Source organism: Mesorhizobium sp. WSM4884, from assembly GCF_029625675.1.
Classification (GTDB): Bacteria; Pseudomonadota; Alphaproteobacteria; order Rhizobiales; family Rhizobiaceae; genus Mesorhizobium.
In genome coordinates, this window is record NZ_JARTVO010000008.1 from 195228 (window position 1) to 213213 (window position 17986).

Here is a 17986-nt window from a genome sequence, read left to right on the forward strand (position 1 = left end):
TATTCCTGCCGCTCTCCTCGTCAGCGAGTAAGACTCAATCCGTGTCGGGCTCACTCGTTCCCGGGGTCCTTTAAGGCCCTGTTGCGGCAGGCAACAATGGGTCAGGGCGGGGCTCGAAATGAGCCCGGATGTCACGGCCATTCGGAGGTTCGGACCTTTGGCGGGCGCCTATTCTCTCGAGCATTATTGGCTCGAAGCAATCAAAAACTCCTCTAGCATTTCGCCTACCTGCCTTGGTGCCTCACGCGTTGGGAAATGACCGACGCCAGGGAGAAGCCGACGGTCATAGCTGGCGATAAAATGGCGCTCCTTACCTTCCGAACTTTTGGCGAGCACGACATGATCGTCCTCGCCATGGAGCGTCAGCACCGGTACCGAGATGGTGTTTGCGGCGATCTGCCTGCGGGCCAGTTCTGCGTAGCGCGGATCAGGCGCCGCCTCACCCCACCGGACTCGGTAGGAATGCAGCGTCACCTCGGCCCAGTCAGGATTTTCGAAGGATATCGCCACCTTGTCGAAAAGCTCGTCGTCAAACCATCCGGGAGGGCTCCAGCTCTCCCACTGGAACCGCGCGAATGCGCGACCGTTCTGACGGACGATTTCCTCTCCGCGCTTCGTCGCCATGAACCACTGATACCAGAATGCCTTTGCCTGCTCGAACGGCGGCGTCGCCGTTGCACCGGGCTGCCATCCCAGCGACATCGCTGCGCAACATGTGATCCGCTCGGGAAAAACCGACGCCAGCAGATAAGCAACGCGGGCGCCCCAATCGTGACCGACGACAGCGAAGAGCCCGATACCCAGCGCATCAGCCAAATCGAGTGCGTCCTGCGCCATTGCGGCGATCTCGCCGGAGCGCATCGTCTCAGTGGAGCGGAAAACGGTTTGCCCGAATCCGCGCAGCCAGGGCGCGAATGTGCGGAACCCGGCGACCTGAAGGACTGGTGCTACATCGCCAAAGGTGGTTGCGTCATCCGGCCAACCATGAAGAAGCAGGACGGGCGGACCGTCCTCTGGGCCACCGGTCAAATAGGCAATCCGCAGAAGCGGTGTGTCGCAGAAGAAAAGCCTATTCATGGAATGCTCGCGAATCTTCGGACTACCATTCGATACGGCTTTGCCGCGCAGCCCCAACCCTGTGCGGACAGGATTGTTCCAGACGCCGACCGCAGCGTTGCACTGCCAAGGAACCAACTGCCGACCTGCTGGTTCGGGGGCATTCAGCGGAGCCTTGCCATGCCAAATGCAGCGGAAATTCTCGTCGATACTCTGATTGACTGGAACGTCGGGGTCGTATTCGGCCTGCCCGGCGACGGCATCAACGGCATCATGGAGGCGCTGCGGAAGAAGCAGGACAGAATTTCATTTATCCAGGTGCGCCATGAGGAATCCGCCGCATTCATGGCCTGCGCCTACGCCAAATGGACCGGAAAGCTTGGCGTATGCCTTGCCACGTCCGGACCCGGCGGTGCCCACCTTCTGACCGGGCTCTATGACGCCAAGCTCGATCAGGCTCCGGTGCTCGCAATTACCGGGATGCAGTTCCACGATCTAATCGAGACATTCACGCAGCAGGATGTCGACTTGACTCGTGTCTTCAACGACGTCGCCGTTTACAACGTGCAAGTGTCGGATGCGGCGCACATGGAGAATGTGGCAAGTCTTGCCTGCCGGACCGCGCTCGCTCGCAACGGCGTCGCTCATCTTTCGATCGCCAGCGACATCCAGGAGCAGCCTTCCGACGCGGCGAAGCGTTCGAAGCGCAACCGTCCGGCGCATACGCCACAAGACATGTTCGTTCCCCATTGCGTCGCCGACGACGAGGAATTGGACAAGGCAGCAGCCATCCTGAATGGAGCCAAGCGAGTGGCCATTCTTGCAGGTCGCGGCGTGATGGGCGCCGCGGCAGAGCTCGAGGAAACCGCAGGACTGCTGCAGGCGCCGGTCATCAAGGCGCTCCTAGGCAAAGCCGTTCTCCCAGACGACCATCCCTACACCACCGGCGGCATCGGCATCCTGGGGACCTTGCCGTCGCAGGAGGCGATGGAGACCTGCGACGCCGTTCTCATCGTCGGCTCGACCTTTCCCTACATCGAATATTATCCGAAGCCGGGGCAGGCGCGCGGCGTTCAAATAGACTGCGACGCGCAGCGCATCGGTTTGCGGTTCCCCGTCGAGGCCGGCCTGGTTGGCGATGCAGCGGAAACGCTTCAAGCGCTTAACCGGAAGCTCGAGCCAAAAGCTGACGGTGCCTTCCTTGCTGCGGCGCGAACGGCCATGCAGGAGTGGCGAGAAATGATGCGCCAATCGGAGGACGGCGAAGACCATCCGCTCAAACCGCAACTGGTCGCTCGCGCATTCGGTGAACGACTGGCCGACAACACGATATTGGCTGCCGATTCCGGTCAGAATACGGAACTTGCCGCACGCCACATCGACCTCCGCGACGGCCAGGCGTTCGGCGTCTCCGGGGCGCTGGCCTCCATGGCCTGCGGCCTGAGCTACGCGATCGCCGCCGGCATTGCATTTCCAGGCCGGCCGATCGCCGCAATAGTGGGGGACGGCGGGTTTGCCATGCAGCTCGGTGAGTTCTCGACAGCCGTGCGCTATGGCATTCCGCTGAAGCTGCTGGTCATCAAGAACAACATGCTGAACCAGATTGCCTGGGAGCAGATGATGTTCCTCGGCAATCCGCAATTCGGCTGCGAATTGCAGCCGATCGATTTTGCCAAAGCCGCCGAGGCGATGGGCGGCAAAGGTTTCAGCATCGAGCGGGCCGACGAGGTAGAGCGCGTTCTCGACCAAGCCTTCGCCGCCGATGGACCCGTCGTCATCCAGGCGCTCGTCGACGCCTACGAGCCGATGATGCCGCCGAAGATGCCGCCCGATTACGCCAAGAATTTCCGCAAGGCGCTGCCAGAGACCCCGGGGCACGAACGGATCGAGGACAATATCGCGCGGGAGCCGGCAAAGACGATGATGGCGGCGGAGCGTTGACGTCGCGGCATTCGGCTCACCGAGCGTCAGCTCGAACGCTTCATCGGCGTGATCTATCGGCCGGAAAACCGAAGTGCACAGCCACTATGCCCACGTCTCGCGGGCGCGACAATTCGATACCTTCGCCTGGTTTGATGAAACCACCGCCGTAACGCCGCTCGGGCCGCAGCACGCGACGAGTGGCATACCGGAAACCTACCCCTTCGGCTCTACGCACCCGAGCCCATTCATTCGCCACAAGCAGCGAGCCGGAACTTCCGCGCATCTCCCGGTTCGTCAAGTATATGCAGCGAGGAATGGCCATGATCAAAAACCAACACCCGAAATCGAAAAAACCCAGCGACGCCGATATCGGCAGCGATCCCGGCATCGGAACGTCCAAGGGCACCTTCAGAAGGCGACGTCGAGAACGACACCACCGATACTGGCGCAATCAACCCGCGGAAAAAGGTGCGGACGAATAGGTGATGCGACAGGCGAGCACTACGACTTTTTCACATAAGCGCCCTGCTGGCCGCCCTTGGGCGCTTTTGCATCCCTCGAATGCTCGGCGACCGATGGGCCGGCTCCGGAACTCTTTTGGGTCCCCGGACTGGGTATAGCCCTCCCCTGAGGATTTCGGCTTTCGGACTGCAAGGTCTTGTCTTCCACCTCGCCCTGCTTGCGGGTGAGCCCAAATCGATCCTGTGGCTTTTCGTTGTTGGCCGCGGCCTGCGAAAACTGGTCTGAAGGGTCTGGATCGGAGTTAGGCGGGTACTTCCTGGCACCGGTTTCGCGGCGATTCTCTTCCTTGCTCATGGCTTCCTCCGGGTGATCGGAAGGATAACAAGATCATCGCAAGAGCGTTCCTCGGCGGGGCAATCTGTACCCAGTCATATCCGATGGAACAAACGCGTGGCTTCTCAATTAGGCCCCAGTAAGCGTCGGGTCAGGCGCGTGGAGCAAGCAGCCATGGACAGGGAAGAACGCATCAGACGTCGGGCCCACGAAATCTGGGAGCGCGAGGGGCGGCCGCAAGGAAGGCAACAGGAGCATTGGGATCAGGCGGTTCAGGAGATCGAATCTGAAGGCTCGGAAGCCGAGCGAGGTCCTGTCGTACCCGACCCGACAGTCGGCACAGCCTCGGACCCAAACAAGTCGGATAGCTAGGAACCCCAAAAGGAGGGACCTGCGATGTTGCGGACCGTTGCATGGGTTGCAGCCGTAGCGATCGTGCTTGTACTGATCTCCGTCTGGGCTTGGATGGGTCGAGACTCCAGGCACTCGCCCGGCCAGCAGCCTTCGCCCCACGCGATCAACCAGAACGGCTGACGCAGGCCTCAACGACCCGCGGCCCCTCAGCGCGTGGCAGTCTCACCTGCTTTGTTTTCGCCTAGCCTTGGGAGGAACCAGTCGCCCGGAGTTGGCTCGCAGGCCCCTAAAAAACTCCTCCGCATAAGGAAGCAGTTCGAACAGCAGAATCACGGTCATCACCGTTGCAATGTATGCCACGGGCAGTTGCTGCTCCTTCCAGGCGAGGCCAATTCGAGCCTTCTCAGGCCCAAATCCGAACAGCGCCAGGAACTGGCCCCAGTGCAAGGAAACCACGCTGACCAGCCCCATCAGCGGGATCATCTCGAGGAAACTATGCACGTGCTGTTCGATCGGGCTTACCGTGCGCGCGGTGGTGGCGTAACGCACATCCCATATGGCGGTCGCTTCATGGACGAGGAAAAGGATAATCATCATGGCGATTATCAAGGAGTTGACCTCCAGAAACATCGCCGCGAGTAAAGGAATGCCGACTTCGGCGAACATCAGCAGATGGATCAGCGATTCCTTCGCGCCAGTCGTCGATTCGATATGCGTCGCGCGATGGCAGAGCCAATCGGCAAATCCTGCAATCAGCCAGACAGGCAGTACGAAATACATCAGAATCAGCACCATAGGATCGTTCAGCATTGAGCTGCGGTCCGTCTCTGACGCATTCGATTTTTTTCCATGAGGCTCATGCTGGCGTCATTGCGTGCCTGTCTTGTACGCTGGATAATGGTCTAAGGCTGCGAGCTCGCACAAAGCCTCCGCGCGCCGGACTGCTTCGGATGCCAGTCGAACCCACGATGGCCAGGTCGATCGGCAATCGGAACCGGAACGGTTCTTATCGGGCTTGCGGCACAATTGAAGGCCGTCCGCTGCCGGGATCATGTTCGCGGCATTAAGGTCGAAGCATCGCCTGGCGACGGCGGTGGCAATCGCCTACCGATAGCGTGGGACAGTCAACGCACGAAGCGGCTTCTTAGCCAAGCGACGATCCGGTTGCCGACGGCGATCCGGCGGACGCGCCCGGCAGCCCAACTGGCTTGCATGGTGGCGCCGGCATGGCAGCTGCAAACGATTTCATGCAATTCCCAATCCGAAAGTTGGAAAAAGCTCTTCGCTTCGCCGTAAGTGTCCGATTGTAGGCCGGAGGCGCGCAGCAGCGGGTCCTCAAATGCGACCGTAAGCGGGGATCCGGCCGCCCGCGCTTCGGCCCGGACTCCTGGATAAAGGTGTTCCGTACCGACAAGCGCTGCGAGACAGCGTAAGGGATTCTGCTCAAGCAGTTCCGCCCACCGCTCCAACCGCTGTGCTCTTGTCATGAGCAGTGCTGGCGCGAAAGGACTGATACCCGCGACAGAGTGTAATTCGTCGAGCGTCTGGTGCTTCATGATCGGCTCCTGTTCATCTCGCTGCGGTAATAGTCCGCGCCGCCCGAAGGGATCGCGGCGTGGCCGGATCGGTGTTGCACCGATCTCCCGCAGCTACCGTGCAGCAAATGCCTGCATCGACACGAACTGACACTCTTCTGCAATGTTCCCGAGATTTCACAATTTATGCTGCGCGCTTGTGCAGAAGAGAGAGGTACGCGCCGGCTAGGTTGAGGTGCGCGCGTACCGACCTCACGTGGAAGTCTCGCCCAGCGTCAATCGCGCACGCTTCGGATGTTATCAACAGGCCGTAGGTCCAAGGCAACAGGGGACTCGGGCTGATCAAAGTTGCCCACGGATCTTCGACAGACGCCAAGCAACGGCGCCTGCACAGCATCAAACTGAACGTCACCCTGTTACGAAGGGGATCACTTTCGGACGCTGAAGCCAATAACTTCCAGCGGAACTGGAGGTTATTGGCTCTTCCGGTGCCGGGCGTCGAGGCTTTGCCGGGCGGGGAACCGGACTACGCCCTGTTGCGGCGCTCCATCGGCTGTGCCTACCGGATTAGGGCCGGCCTGGATCGGGGCGCCGTCGCAAGCTTGACGAAGCACAACCACTCCAGACGCAGCTGAATCCAGCCCTGTCCTGAGCAGGCGGGCAAGCTTTGGATGCAGCCCGTCGCCTCTGGCAGCCGCCATCACGTTCAGCGAAAGGAAGGGAAGCATCCATTATCCTTTCTTCAGCTACGCAGCCCGGTCCTCATTCCGCCGCCGCTTTTTCACGCCTTGCCGCATTGAAGTCGATCGATGATACCGTCTCGCCGCTTCCGTCCCGGATCCGGACGGCCCAGCCCTCTTGGCCGCCTTCGGTAGCGTCGTCGAGCAGATCGGTTGCCGGGCGCGGCGTCTCGCCATGCGCGGCCTCGAGGCTCGCCAGTTCCACACCCTGGAGCTGCCGCACGCTGTCGTTGTCGCGATATTCGAGTCTGAATACACACTCGGTCCTGGCCGGCAAGACAGGCCCGCCGAGGTCGCGGTTGCTGCTGTTTTCTCGCGATCGGTCCTCGGTGTTGTCGAACACGGAGCACTGGACCATCATGTCTCTGGCTCGGGCGATAGGCGCGGCTTCATCAAGCGTTGGGCGCGGTTGGAGTACGGCCATTGTGACCGCAATTTTTTCCCCGCCCTCGCCGAGAAATTCGACCACCACACCTTCCGCTTCGGCATTTATTTCGGTTCCGAGAACCTGCATCGCCGGGCCTCGCCATCTTCACATGACCGAAGGTTAAAGCAGGCCCAATCAAAAGGTTCCGGCGACGCTCGGGCCCGCCGCCCACGAACTGGCAGCCGGGTCGAAGGCGAGCCCCTGCGCGACAGCACTGTCCTTCGACTTCAGACCGCTGTTGGAACAGCAAGGCCGCACAGATGTTTGGTTGGGAAGGAGCTTCCGATGATTAGCAAGCGAACACCCGCGGAGGATCGAGGCCAAATCCAGGCTGGCATGACTGAAGACAAGACGCCCGGGTTCGATCCTGCAGCCGCCCCGCAGGAAACGGATGCCGAGGCCGGCGACGCCTCCAATCCGGACGGCCCCGCTACGCGGCATGAACCGAAATTCACCAACCAGGCGAGCTTCGCCAACGCGATGCGGCGTCCGGAGAATGCGTCCGGCCTTCAGCCTGGCAGGAAGGGACCTGTGCTGGTGATTGCAGCGCTCGTGATCCTGGCGGCTGCCGCGTTCCTGCTCGCTGCACTGCTCAGATGACGACTATGCCGGCGGCTCGTCAAAGGACGTCGCGCCCCAACTCTGAGACATCCATCTTCCATGCAATATCGATAGCTCAGGAGGTGATTTTCGATGCCAACGTTGAAAAAGCTCCTTCGCCATCTGTGGCGGCGGAAAATCCACCCGACGGTCGACCCTTCTCCGGTCGACGCGATCGTCCGGCTGTTGCGCGAAACAAAGGACCGGGAGTTGCACGGCGACAAAGGATAGAAATTTCGATCCTGGCGTCAGGCGCTCGGAACAACGGCCCGCTGGGGCTGCACAAACGGCATGAGGAGATCGACCGTCTCTTTGACCCGCCGTGGCAGATCAGCGCTCCGGTCGGTCAAGCGACTCCCATGGTCGTAGATGTTTTCGGTGAGTTTCTTGTCCAGATCCGAAAAGGTACCATAGATGTGACTCCGCGTTAACGCCGGAACGGCCGGATCCGGAAAACGGTTCCGTCCTGCAGCGGCCGCGTCTGCGCGTACATCTCAGTTTTCGAAGAAAATATCCGCACCCGTTTGGGAGACACGCGGCTGGATCGAAGTCGACCAAGGTCGATCCCGCTTGATGCACTGTAGCCGCCAATGCGAGGTCAAGAGCTCCGGCTGCGCTCGACGAATTTATTGAAACGGCTCTTTCCTCCGCCGCCAGCTTCGTCCTGATGCAGAAAGGCGAGGTCGTTCTCATCGAATATCCGGAAGAACTCATCCCACTCGATCGGTTCGAGCGCTTCCTCGGGTTCGCCGAAGTCGATGCGCAAGATGCCGCCCTCGCTTTTCGTACGAACCACGGCGGGTTGGCCGTCCCTTTCTTCAACCCATCTGCGTATCTCTTCGTGATTGGTCGTCGTCTTCGCTTCGGACATGGCTTTCCCTTTCTCGCTGCGGAACGATGCGGTCCTAACAGCGCGCCGATGGCAATGTTCCAAAGGGGGCGCCGGCTCGGCGGACCTCCGGCGTTTGCGGGAAACTTGGTCGAAGGAGGGAACAAACCTTTGGTCCCGCAGTTCGGTAGCCCAACGCCAGATCCGCAAGGAGTTCTCGTGAAACGAGTGTTGGTTACAGGGGGCTGTGGCTTTATCGGCCGACATGTCGCCCATGAGCTTATCGAACACGGCTACGAGGTGCGCCTTCTGGACGCACTGCTGGACCAGGTGCATGGCAGTGATGCAATCAACATCCCGCCCGGCGCCGAGTTGATAAAGGGTGACGTGCGCGATCGAGACGCGATTACCGAAGCGGTTTCCGATGCTGATGCCGTCATCCACCTGGCCGCCGAGGTCGGCGTCGGCCAATCCATGTACGAGATCGTCCGTTATGTCGGCAGCAACGATCTCGGCACCGCTACCCTGCTTGAGGAGTTGATCAAAAACCCGGTCGAACGTGTCGTCGTCGCGTCGTCGATGAGTATCTACGGCGAGGGGCTGTACGAGACGCCAGACGGCCAGCGCATCGATGATGCCCGTCGCAGGCCGCTCGACGTCAAGACCGGTCAATGGGACCTGCTGTCGCCGACGGGCGAAACGCTGTCGCCGATCCCCACCGACGAGGCGAAGCGGCCCGATCTCGCCTCGATCTACGCGCTGACCAAATATGCGCAGGAGCGCGCCGTGCTGGTCTTCGGCCAGGCCTACGATACGGATGCCGTGGCCTTGCGCCTGTTCAACGTCTTCGGCGCCGGACAGGCGCTCGCCAATCCCTACACCGGCGTGCTCGCCAACTTCGCCGCGCGGCTCGCCAACGGCAAGCGGCCGATGGTGTTCGAGGATGGCAAGCAAAAACGCGATTTCGTCCACGTGCGTGACGTCGCGCGGGCATTCCGGCTGGCGCTGGAGCAGCGACAGGCTGCCGGCCACGCCATCAATATCGGCAGCGGACGCTCCTATACCATCAACGAGGTCGCCCGCCTGCTTGCCGAGGCGATGGGCATTCCGAAGCGGCCGCCCGAGATTCTTGGAAAAGCCCGCTCCGGCGATATTCGCAACTGCTTCGCGGATATCGGCAAGGCGCGCGAACTGCTCGGTTTCGAGCCAAACCACATGCTGGAGAATTCGCTCGGTGAATTCGCAGCCTGGGTACGCAACAGCGTTGCCGTCGACCGTGGCGCCGACATGAAGCGCGAGCTCGAAAAGCGGGGACTGGTATCATGAGCCAACCGCATCGCGACAAGGCCCCGGTGGCCGTTATCGGCGGCAGCGGCTTCATAGGCTCAAATCTGGCTGACAGCCTGCTGTCGGACGGCGAGCCGGTCCTGGTCATCGACAATTTCAGCCGCCCCGGCGTTGAACAGAACCTCGAATGGCTGCAGCGCAGGCATGGCAGCCATCTCAGCATGCAAACCGTTGATATACGCGATCGGAGCACGCTGGCTTCGACCCTGGCGCCGGCCAGGGCGATCTTCCATCTGGCCGCGCAGACCGCCGTAACCACGAGCCTGCTCGATCCCGCGGAAGACCTCGACATCAATCTGAAAGGCACATTCAACGTGCTCGAAGCTGCTCGCCAGGCTAGCACACCGGTGGTCTTCGCCAGCACAAACAAGGTCTATGGCAGCTTACCTCAAGTCGCGGTGCGGGAGGTGAACGATCGTTACGAGCCCGCCGATGACGCCATCCGCGCCAATGGTGTGGACGAGACGATCGGGCTCGACTTCTGCACGCCGTACGGCTGCTCAAAGGGCGCGGCGGATCAGTATGTCCTCGATTATGCGAAATCCTACGGCCTGCCGACGGCGGTCCTGCGCATGAGTTGCATATACGGACCTCGTCAGTTCGGCACCGAGGACCAGGGCTGGGTCGCGCATTTCCTGCTGAGCGCGCTCAGCGGCCGGCCCATCACCATCTACGGGGACGGCAAGCAGGTGCGCGACATCCTGCATGTATCCGATGCCGTTGCCGCTTATCGCGGCGTGCTGGCCAGGATCGAAGATCTCAAGGGCCAGGCGTTCAACCTCGGTGGTGGACCGCACAACGCCGTCAGCCTGCGTGCGCTGCTGTCGGAGATCGCCACCGTGACCGGCCGCGACGTCGTGCTTCGCCACGACCTTGAACGCACCGGCGATCAGCCCTTCTTCGTCGCCAATACCCGCAAGATAGAGGCCGCTCTCGGCTGGCGGGCACATGTGACATGGCGTGAAGGTGTCTGCGAATTGGCCAGCTGGCTGCTGCGGCACCGTCTCCAGTCACGCTCGGAAACCGCGAGGTATGTCGCATGAAAGTCGCGCTGGTAAACCCGCACTGGACGTATGAGCACAGCATCTACTTCGGCTGCCGCCAGCCGCATCTGCCGTTGGAGCTCGGATACTGCAAAGCCCTGCTCGACGCCAACCAGCATGAAGTCCTGATGTTGGACGGACAATTGCAGGATCTTGAGAACGCAGCCCTTGCCGAGCGCGTGGCGGCGTTCGGGCCCGATATGACTGTGGTGACGACCGCGCCGACTTACCTGTTCTGGCGCTGCGCGCCACCGGAGCTGCGGGTGCCTGCTGATTTTCTGAGGAATCTTGCCGGGCGCGGCGGCCGCACCGTAGCCGTTGGCCCGCACGGCTCGGCAACGCCAGCCCCCACCCTGCGCAAGCTCAACGTCGACCTGGTCGTGCGCGGTGAATGCGAGGAGGTGGTGACGGAGCTTGCCGGGCGGAACGACTGGAGCACCGTTTCCCACACCTGCCGCCTCGAGGCGGGCGTGCTGGCCAGCAATGGCGACGTGGGCGTCAGCCGCTTTGTGGACCACCCAGCGCTGCGTTGGCCGTCCGACTGGATCGCCGCCCACGCGCATCATCATCATCGCTTCGACGCAAATCAGAAAGGTGCCGGCGCGGAAGTCGAGGCGTCCCGCGGCTGTCCGTACAATTGCAGCTTCTGCGCCAAGATCGATTTTCGCGACACCTATCGACGCAGGAACCATGACGCCGTCGTCGCCGAGATCGACGGCCTGATCGCGCAGGGCGTCGGCTACGTCTATTTCATCGACGAGATCTTCCTGCCACAGAAGGCGCTGCTAGAGGCGTTAATCGACCGAGACGTCCAATTCGGTGTTCAGACGCGCATCGATCTCTGGAAACCGGAGCTGCTGGAACTGTTGGGCGAGGCTGGCTGCGTCTCGATCGAAGCCGGCCTCGAAAGCCTGACCGTCGAAGGCCGCGAGATGCTGGCGAAGCGGTGTCGGCTGGGCACCGAGGAACTGGCCGCGCTGCTGGTGAACGCCCGTCGTCACGTTCCCTTCGTCCAGGCCAATCTCATCGGCGTGGTCGAGGACGATCCGGCGCTGGTGGACTATTGGCGCAAGCATCTCATCGACAACGGCGTTTGGGCCAACGAGCCGGTGCCGCTTTATCCCTATCCAAGCTCACCAAGCTATCGCGAACTATGGGGCGAGCCCGACGATTTCGCCTGGGAGCGTGCGCATGAGCACTACCTCGCCTCGTTCCGGACATTCAGCGACATCCAAGATCAGCGTCCGCGTGCGCTCGCCGAGTTGGAATCCTCATGCTGCAGTCATTGACCCATCGCCCAAGGCGCATCCTGATGACCACCGACGCCGTCGGCGGGGTCTGGCGCTATTCGCTCGATCTGGCACGCGAGCTTGCTGCTGGCGGCGACTGCCTCATGCTGGCCGGCCTCGGGCCCCATCCGTCGGTGGAACAGGTTCGGGAAGTGCAGTCCTTCGCCACGCTCGCGTGGCTTGAAACCCCCCCGGACTGGATGACGTTCGACGAGGGCGCTCTCGACCGGTTTCCCGACGAACTGCAGGCCCTTGCAACAGCCTTCGCCGCCGACCTCGTTCATCTCAATGCACCGGCGCAAGCGGCCAGGATCGATCTGCCCTGCCCTGTCGTGGTCGTCTCGCATTCCTGTGTCGTGACGTGGCTGCAGGCAGTGCGCGGCCAAGCCGTGGCGGCCGAGTGGGCCTGGCAGGAGGATCGCAACAGAGCCGGATTCGACCGTGTCGGTGCAGTCGTTTCGCCAAGCCGAAGCCACGCCGCCATGCTGGAGACCTGCTATGGACCGATCGCGCGCCTGAGCATCGTCCACAACAGCGCCCAGCCCGGCCCAGTGGGGTCACACCGCGATGCGTTTGCCCTCGCCGCCGCCCGCTGGTGGGACGAGGGCAAGAACGCGAAGGTGCTCGATGCCGCCGCCGCGATCGCCGAATGGCCGGTCTACGCTGCTGGCCCGCTCGACAGGGCGGACGGACAGAGGGCTTGTCTCGATCATTGCGTTACGCTTGGCCCGGTCGGCCATGCCGAGGTGCGGCGGCTGATGGCGCGGGCCGGCATTTTCGTTTCGCCATCTATCTACGAGCCTTTCGGCCTTGCCGCTTTAGAAGCTGCCCTCTCGGGCGCGCCATTGGTGCTCGCCGACATTGCGACCTATCGCGAGATCTGGGATGGCGCGGCCATGTTCTTCGACATGCACGATCCTCACGCACTTGCCCAACGCATCTCCCAACTCGCCCGCGACGCGGACCTGCGGCACCAATTCGGCCGGCGCGCCGCTCGGCGCGCGCGCCAATTTTCGCCGCAGGCTCAGGCAACGGCGATGCGCGAAATCTACGCTCGGGCGGCGATGGCCGTCGTGGGACACTGAACATGCGGTTCGTGCTCTACACCCATTCCGTCGTTTCCGACTGGAATCATGGCAATGCGCATTTCCAGCGCGGCATCATGCGCGAACTTATCGCGAGCGGACATCATGCATTCGCGCTCGAGCCCGCAGACGGATGGAGCCGTTCGAACCTGCTGGCCGAGAAAGGCCGCTTCGCAGTCGAACGCTTCCGGAAGGATTTTCCCGAGCTGGTACCGGTGACCTACGATGCCTCCTTCGACCACGAGGCCTGGATCGGGGACGCGGATGTGGTGATCGTCCATGAATGGACCGATTCAGACCTTGTCGCCCGTATCGGGCGGGCCAGGCTCAACGGCGGCAACTTCACACTGCTGTTCCACGACACGCATCATCGCGCCGTATCGGCCACGCAGTGGATCTCGGCACTGAAGCTCGAGCATTATGACGGCGTCTTGGTGTTCGGCGAGGCATTGCGGGAGAGTTATCTTCGCGCCGGCTGGGGCAAACGGGTTTTCACTTGGCATGAAGCAGCGGACGAACGGTTATTCAAGCCGTCCCCCGGCGTCGATCCCGCCTTGGATCTGGTGTGGGTCGGCAACTGGGGCGACGACGAACGCAGCGCCGAAATCCAGGAGTTCCTCGTCGAGCCGGCACGTGAGCTTGGCCTGTCGGGAACCGTGCACGGCGTACGCTACCCAGCGCAAGCACGGGCAGCACTAGCCGGCGCTGGGCTCAAATATCAGGGTTGGCTCGCCAATGCCGACGTTCCGAAGGCATTCGCGCAGCATCGCGTCACGGTGCACATTCCGCGCCGACCATATCGGGAACAACTGGCCGGAATCCCGACGATCCGCATGTTCGAGGCGTTGGCTTGCGGCATTCCTTTGATCTCGGCGCCGTGGCCGGACATCGAAGGGCTGTTCCGTCCCGGCCAGGATTTCCTCTTTGCCCGCGACGGCGCCGAGATGCGGCAACGCCTGCGCGATGTGCTGCATGATGCCGGACTTGCGAAGACGCTGGCCACAGCCGGGCTGGAAACCGTTCTCGCGCGGCACACGTGCCGGCGCCGCGTGGACGAATTGTTCGACATACTCGCCGCGTGCGGCAATCGCTCTGCGGTCGACAGCACGACAGCAAAGGAGGCTGCCGCATGAAGATCGCCTTTTATGGGTCCAGCCTGTTATCATCCTACTGGAACGGTGCAGCTACCTATTATCGCGGCCTGCTGAAGGCACTTTCCCGGCGAGGCTACGACATCGTCTTCTACGAACCAGACGCCTTTGACCGGCAGAAGCACCGCGACATCGAGGTTCCCGACTGGTGCAACGTCGTTGTCTACGAGGCGACGCCGGATGCGCTGATGCAGGTCGCTTCCTGTGCCGCGCAGGCCGATATCGTCGTCAAGGCAAGTGGTGTCGGTTTTGAAGACGAAGCGCTGTTGCGCGCCGTGCTCGACCACGCTCGCAATGACGCGCTGACGGTGTTCTGGGACGTCGACGCCCCTGCGACGCTCAGCGAATTGCGGAACGATGGCGGCCATCCTCTCCACGAGGAGCTCAAAAGGATCGCCCTCGTGCTGACCTATGGCGGCGGAGATCCCGTCGTGTGGGACTATAGGGCGCTCGGTGTCGCTGAATGTTTGCCAATCTACAACGCGCTCGATCCTGAGACGCATTTCCCGATCGCTCCGGATCCCCGTTTCGCCTGCGATCTCGCTTTTCTCGGCAATCGCCTGCCGGATCGCGAGGCGCGCGTGGAAGACTTCTTTCTCCAGCCCGCCCGCGCGCTGGAGGACCAGAAGTTCCTGCTCGGCGGATCAGGCTGGGGCGACAAGCCGATGCCGGCGAATGTCTCCTGGCTCGGCCATGTCGGCACGCGAGACCACAACGCCTTCAATGTCACGCCGAAGGCGGTGCTGAACATCAGCCGCGACAGCATGGCCAGCAACGGCTTTTCGCCGGCAACGCGGGTGTTCGAGGCGGCCGGCGCCGGTGCATGCCTCATTACGGATGCATGGGCCGGTATCGAGCTGTTCCTTACGCCTGGCGAGGAAATCCTGGTCGCGCGGGATGGCGCCGATGTGGCCGCAATTATGCACACGCTCACGGCACAGCAAGCGAAGGCGATCGGCGCGGCGGCGCTCCGTCGCGTTCTCGCCGAACACACCTACACATTGAGGGCTGAGCTGGTTGACTCCATCTTCAAGGCGCATTTCGAGCGCCGGGCCGTGGAGGCCGCGGAATGACCAAGGCTCTCGACATCGTTTTCCTGGGTCTTTCGCTGTCGTCTTCCTGGGGCAACGGCCATGCGACGACGTTTCGGGGGCTGCTGCGCGCGCTCAACACGCTCGGCCATCGCGTCACGTTTCTCGAACGCGACGTGCCCTGGTATGAGCACCACCGCGATCTGCGCGACCCCGATTTCTGTGACTTACGCTATTACGACACGGTGGACGAACTCCGCCGGAACCATCAGCGAGAGCTTCAACGTGCCGATGTCGTGGTCGTCGGTTCGTTCGTGCCGGAAGGCAGAGCGATCATCGACGACCTCGCGTCGTTGTGCACCGGGCAATTATGCTTCTACGACGTCGACACGCCGGTGACGCTGGCAAGAGTCGCCGAAGACAACTGCGACTATCTCGCGCGCCGGCAGATCCCCTATTTCGATATCTATTTTTCCTTCACTGGGGGACCGACCCTCGAACGCCTGAAGCTCGAATTCGGCGCGCGCCGGGCGGAGCCCCTCTACTGCTCCGTTGATCCCGAGCGACATCATCGGACCGGAGGCAAGATCGAATGGGATCTGGGCTATCTCGGCACATACAGCGCGGACCGGCAGCCGATGTTGGAAACGCTGCTGGTCGAGCCGGCGCGCAGGCTGCCGGAGCGACGGTTCGCGGTTGCCGGTTCGCAATACCCCTCGGAGATCGCCTGGCCTTCCAACGTCGAGCGGATCGAACACCTGCCGCCCGCCGACCATGCCGCCTTTTATAGCAGGCAGCGTTACACGCTGAACCTGACGCGCGCTTCAATGGTCGCAGCTGGATGGTCACCCAGCGTGCGGCTTTTCGAAGCCGCGGCGTGCGGAACGCCGATCATCAGCGACCGCTGGCCCGGCCTCGACAGCTTCTTTCCAGCTTCGGCAATCCAGACGGCCGCGAGCGCGGACGATGTGACAGGAATCCTTTTGGGACAGTCGGACCGCGCCAGGCTCAATATGGCCAGGCAGGCTTATGCGCTGGTCCTGGACCGACACACCGGAGACGCCCGGGCGCGTGAGTTCGCTTCCGTGCTCGTGCAGCCCGGACCGATACGTCCGTTGCTCGATCTGGACGTCGAAAGTGCAGCATGAGGCATACGGGAGAACATGGAGATGCGGCGTTCAAGAAAGGCTCAACAGACACGGACGGTGGTCGTCGCCGGCGGTGCCGGTTTCCTCGGTTCGCACCTATGTGAGGCCCTGTTTGACGACGGCCATCGCGTGATCTGTGTCGATAACTTCCTCACCGGGCGTATGGAAAACATCACGACCCTTATCGGCCAATCGCGGTTTCGGCTGATCGAGCAGGATATCTGCACTCCGCTGGAGCTTGGTGAGCCGGTCGACCGTATTTTCAATCTGGCATGCGCGGCGTCGCCGCCCCGGTACCAGGCCGATCCGGTTCACACGACGCGCACCTGCGTGATTGGCACGCTCAACCTGCTCGAACTGGCAGTGCGCGACGGCGCACGGTTCCTTCAGGCCTCGACGAGCGAAATCTACGGCGATCCCGAACAGCATCCGCAGCGCGAGGATTATCTGGGTCACGTGAACTGCACCGGTCCGCGCGCCTGTTATGATGAAGGCAAGCGCACCGCGGAGACGCTTTGTTTCGACTATCTGCGGGCCGAGATCGCCGACGTCCGTGTCGCTCGCATCTTCAACACTTATGGCCCCAGAATGGACCCTGCCGACGGCCGCATCGTCTCGAACCTGGTCATGCAGGCACTGGAAAGGAGGCCGCTGACCATATTCGGCGACGGCCGACAGACGCGATCCTTCTGTTACGTGACCGACCTTGTCGAAGGGCTTCTGCGGCTCATGGCCATCGAGCCCAATCCGCGCCAACCGCTCAATCTCGGCAACCCGGGGGAATTTACCGTTCTGGAATTGGCCGGTGTAGTGAGAGAACTGACCGGCACCCAATCGCCTTTGAAATTCCTACCTTTACCGGAAGACGATCCTCGCCGGCGGCGGCCCGATATAGCCCGTGCGAAGGCACTTCTTGGGTGGACGCCAAAGGTGCCGCTCAGGCAGGGCCTGCTGCAGACAGTCGTTTACTTCGCCGATCTTGACGACAAGGCGACGGTGCCGCCGCTCGCATCGAACGCCAAGCCGGCCGCGCGCGGATCGGCATCGTTCAGCTCCAAAGACGCTGATCCGGCGAGCGTTGTTTTCGCCCGGGCGGAACATCCGACCAAGGTCCTGATTGGACCTGACAACCAGTTAGGAGAACGTAGCCGTGCAGTCGAAGCGATCGGCCAAGGACATCGAGCAGATGGCGGACGCGGAAACCGCCGCTTTCCTGCGACGAGCCTCCATCACGTACCTCGAATGCTGCGTCAGCCTGATGATGACGCATCTCCAACGCGAAGAAGTCGCCAGCATCCTCGAGCAGGAAGCTGACATGCTGCGCAGGCTGGACTGAGCCGTGAGGGCCCAGGTGCTGCGACCACCGGACGGCATTGCGCAAACCAAGAAAGGAGGACCGATATGGGTCTCAGTACAATCCTCATCATCATTCTTATCTTGGTGCTGATCGGCGCGATCCCGGCTTGGCCGTATTCGTCAGGTTGGGGCTACGGGCCTTCAGGCCTCGTCGGCGTCATACTTGTCATCCTGGTGATCCTGGCTCTCATGGGCAGGATTTGAGACCTGGATAGGCCGGCCGCACCGATCGGCATCTCTGCCGAAGACGAGGCCCGTCCTGCCTGCCTGCAGCGCT

General features: G+C 62.0%; 18 protein-coding genes and 2 pseudogenes. 14 read left to right on the forward strand and 6 right to left on the reverse strand.

The annotated features are described in order from the left end of the window. Window positions 1–183 precede the first annotated feature (183 nt). Window positions 184–1077: an alpha/beta hydrolase gene (locus tag P9236_RS15315; protein WP_278075464.1), complete on the reverse strand. Its 894-nt coding sequence runs from the start codon at window positions 1075–1077 to the stop codon at window positions 184–186. Between the two features lie 159 nt (window positions 1078–1236). On the opposite strand from P9236_RS15315, the gene P9236_RS15320 reads away from it, so the two are divergent. From P9236_RS15320 to P9236_RS15330, 3 genes and pseudogenes are all read left to right on the forward strand, one after another. Continuing rightward, on the forward strand, window positions 1237–2997 hold the full coding sequence (locus P9236_RS15320; RefSeq protein WP_278075592.1) for a thiamine pyrophosphate-dependent enzyme: 1761 nt from the start codon (window positions 1237–1239) through the stop codon (window positions 2995–2997). A gap of 12 nt (window positions 2998–3009) precedes the next feature. Then, window positions 3010–3205, forward strand: a pseudogene (locus P9236_RS15325) (erythromycin esterase family protein); the annotation flags it as partial. Between the two features lie 88 nt (window positions 3206–3293). Further along, window positions 3294–3461: a hypothetical protein gene (locus P9236_RS15330; RefSeq protein WP_278075597.1), complete on the forward strand. Its 168-nt coding sequence runs from the start codon at window positions 3294–3296 to the stop codon at window positions 3459–3461. A 19-nt stretch (window positions 3462–3480) separates the two neighbouring features. Here P9236_RS15330 and P9236_RS15335 read toward each other — a convergent pair whose 3' ends face one another. After that, window positions 3481–3795 carry a hypothetical protein gene (locus tag P9236_RS15335; RefSeq protein WP_278075465.1) on the reverse strand — a complete coding sequence of 105 codons (315 nt, stop codon included), beginning with the start codon at window positions 3793–3795 and terminating at the stop codon, window positions 3481–3483. A 153-nt stretch (window positions 3796–3948) separates the two neighbouring features. Here P9236_RS15335 and P9236_RS15340 point away from each other — a divergent pair, with 153 nt between their 5' ends. Next, a complete protein-coding gene (locus P9236_RS15340; RefSeq protein ID WP_278075466.1) occupies window positions 3949–4146 on the forward strand; it encodes a DUF2934 domain-containing protein in 198 nt (65 codons plus the stop codon). A gap of 204 nt (window positions 4147–4350) precedes the next feature. On the opposite strand, the gene P9236_RS15345 is transcribed toward P9236_RS15340, so the two are convergent. The 3 genes from P9236_RS15345 to P9236_RS15355 form a co-directional block, all read right to left on the reverse strand. Continuing rightward, a complete protein-coding gene (locus P9236_RS15345) occupies window positions 4351–4938 on the reverse strand; it encodes a diguanylate cyclase (protein ID WP_278075467.1) in 588 nt (195 codons plus the stop codon). 314 nt (window positions 4939–5252) lie between these two features. Next, window positions 5253–5684, reverse strand: coding sequence for a hypothetical protein (locus P9236_RS15350; RefSeq protein ID WP_278075468.1), 432 nt, complete (start codon window positions 5682–5684; stop codon window positions 5253–5255). 741 nt (window positions 5685–6425) lie between these two features. After that, the gene (locus P9236_RS15355; protein ID WP_278075469.1) at window positions 6426–6917 is read right to left on the reverse strand and encodes a hypothetical protein; all 492 of its coding nucleotides are present in this window, start codon (window positions 6915–6917) and stop codon (window positions 6426–6428) included. Window positions 6918–7166: 249 nt separating this feature from the next. On the opposite strand from P9236_RS15355, the gene P9236_RS15360 reads away from it, so the two are divergent. Next, window positions 7167–7430 (forward strand): hypothetical protein, encoded by a 264-nt coding sequence (locus P9236_RS15360; RefSeq protein WP_278075470.1) that lies wholly within the window; start codon window positions 7167–7169, stop codon window positions 7428–7430. 598 nt (window positions 7431–8028) lie between these two features. Here the strand turns inward: P9236_RS15360 and P9236_RS15365 are convergent. Continuing rightward, window positions 8029–8301: a hypothetical protein gene (locus P9236_RS15365; RefSeq protein WP_278075471.1), complete on the reverse strand. Its 273-nt coding sequence runs from the start codon at window positions 8299–8301 to the stop codon at window positions 8029–8031. Between the two features lie 177 nt (window positions 8302–8478). Between P9236_RS15365 and P9236_RS15370 the strand changes: the two genes are divergently transcribed. The 9 genes and pseudogenes from P9236_RS15370 (at window position 8479) to P9236_RS15410 (ending at window position 17913) form a co-directional block, all read left to right on the forward strand. Further along, window positions 8479–9585, forward strand: coding sequence for an SDR family NAD(P)-dependent oxidoreductase (locus tag P9236_RS15370; RefSeq protein ID WP_278075472.1), 1107 nt, complete (start codon window positions 8479–8481; stop codon window positions 9583–9585). Next, complete coding sequence (locus tag P9236_RS15375) at window positions 9582–10649, forward strand: NAD-dependent epimerase/dehydratase family protein (RefSeq protein ID WP_278075473.1); 1068 nt, start codon at window positions 9582–9584, stop codon at window positions 10647–10649. Before P9236_RS15370 ends, P9236_RS15375 begins: the two co-directional genes overlap by 4 nt. Then, window positions 10646–11938: a TIGR04295 family B12-binding domain-containing radical SAM protein gene (locus tag P9236_RS15380; RefSeq protein ID WP_278075474.1), complete on the forward strand. Its 1293-nt coding sequence runs from the start codon at window positions 10646–10648 to the stop codon at window positions 11936–11938. Before P9236_RS15375 ends, P9236_RS15380 begins: the two co-directional genes overlap by 4 nt. A gap of 23 nt (window positions 11939–11961) precedes the next feature. Next, window positions 11962–13023: a glycosyltransferase family 4 protein gene (locus P9236_RS15385; RefSeq protein WP_278075475.1), complete on the forward strand. Its 1062-nt coding sequence runs from the start codon at window positions 11962–11964 to the stop codon at window positions 13021–13023. A gap of 2 nt (window positions 13024–13025) precedes the next feature. Then, a complete protein-coding gene (locus tag P9236_RS15390) occupies window positions 13026–14156 on the forward strand; it encodes a glycosyltransferase (RefSeq protein WP_278075476.1) in 1131 nt (376 codons plus the stop codon). Further along, complete coding sequence (locus P9236_RS15395; RefSeq protein ID WP_278075477.1) at window positions 14153–15247, forward strand: glycosyltransferase; 1095 nt, start codon at window positions 14153–14155, stop codon at window positions 15245–15247. Before P9236_RS15390 ends, P9236_RS15395 begins: the two co-directional genes overlap by 4 nt. Continuing rightward, a complete protein-coding gene (locus P9236_RS15400) occupies window positions 15244–16353 on the forward strand; it encodes a glycosyltransferase (RefSeq protein ID WP_278075478.1) in 1110 nt (369 codons plus the stop codon). Before P9236_RS15395 ends, P9236_RS15400 begins: the two co-directional genes overlap by 4 nt. A gap of 21 nt (window positions 16354–16374) precedes the next feature. Further along, window positions 16375–17328 (forward strand): annotated as a pseudogene (locus tag P9236_RS15405) (UDP-glucuronic acid decarboxylase family protein); the annotation flags it as partial. A 426-nt stretch (window positions 17329–17754) separates the two neighbouring features. Then, window positions 17755–17913 (forward strand): DUF3309 domain-containing protein, encoded by a 159-nt coding sequence (locus tag P9236_RS15410; RefSeq protein ID WP_278075479.1) that lies wholly within the window; start codon window positions 17755–17757, stop codon window positions 17911–17913. The last annotated feature ends 73 nt before the right edge of the window (window positions 17914–17986 follow it).

Coding starts and splice junctions, on each gene's coding strand:
- P9236_RS15360 (WP_278075470.1), top strand. CDS start 7,167: ATGACTGAAGACAAGACGCCCGGGTTCGATCCTGCAGCCGCCCCGCAG.
- P9236_RS15365 (WP_278075471.1), bottom strand. CDS start 8,301: ATGTCCGAAGCGAAGACGACGACCAATCACGAAGAGATACGCAGATGG.
- P9236_RS15390 (WP_278075476.1), top strand. CDS start 13,026: ATGCGGTTCGTGCTCTACACCCATTCCGTCGTTTCCGACTGGAATCAT.
- P9236_RS15410 (WP_278075479.1), top strand. CDS start 17,755: ATGGGTCTCAGTACAATCCTCATCATCATTCTTATCTTGGTGCTGATC.
- P9236_RS15340 (WP_278075466.1), top strand. CDS start 3,949: ATGGACAGGGAAGAACGCATCAGACGTCGGGCCCACGAAATCTGGGAG.
- P9236_RS15380 (WP_278075474.1), top strand. CDS start 10,646: ATGAAAGTCGCGCTGGTAAACCCGCACTGGACGTATGAGCACAGCATC.
- P9236_RS15320 (WP_278075592.1), top strand. CDS start 1,237: ATGCCAAATGCAGCGGAAATTCTCGTCGATACTCTGATTGACTGGAAC.
- P9236_RS15345 (WP_278075467.1), bottom strand. CDS start 4,938: ATGCTGAACGATCCTATGGTGCTGATTCTGATGTATTTCGTACTGCCT.
- P9236_RS15385 (WP_278075475.1), top strand. CDS start 11,962: ATGACCACCGACGCCGTCGGCGGGGTCTGGCGCTATTCGCTCGATCTG.
- P9236_RS15350 (WP_278075468.1), bottom strand. CDS start 5,684: ATGAAGCACCAGACGCTCGACGAATTACACTCTGTCGCGGGTATCAGT.
- P9236_RS15355 (WP_278075469.1), bottom strand. CDS start 6,917: ATGCAGGTTCTCGGAACCGAAATAAATGCCGAAGCGGAAGGTGTGGTG.
- P9236_RS15395 (WP_278075477.1), top strand. CDS start 14,153: ATGAAGATCGCCTTTTATGGGTCCAGCCTGTTATCATCCTACTGGAAC.
- P9236_RS15400 (WP_278075478.1), top strand. CDS start 15,244: ATGACCAAGGCTCTCGACATCGTTTTCCTGGGTCTTTCGCTGTCGTCT.
- P9236_RS15330 (WP_278075597.1), top strand. CDS start 3,294: ATGGCCATGATCAAAAACCAACACCCGAAATCGAAAAAACCCAGCGAC.
- P9236_RS15335 (WP_278075465.1), bottom strand. CDS start 3,795: ATGAGCAAGGAAGAGAATCGCCGCGAAACCGGTGCCAGGAAGTACCCG.
- P9236_RS15375 (WP_278075473.1), top strand. CDS start 9,582: ATGAGCCAACCGCATCGCGACAAGGCCCCGGTGGCCGTTATCGGCGGC.
- P9236_RS15315 (WP_278075464.1), bottom strand. CDS start 1,077: ATGAATAGGCTTTTCTTCTGCGACACACCGCTTCTGCGGATTGCCTAT.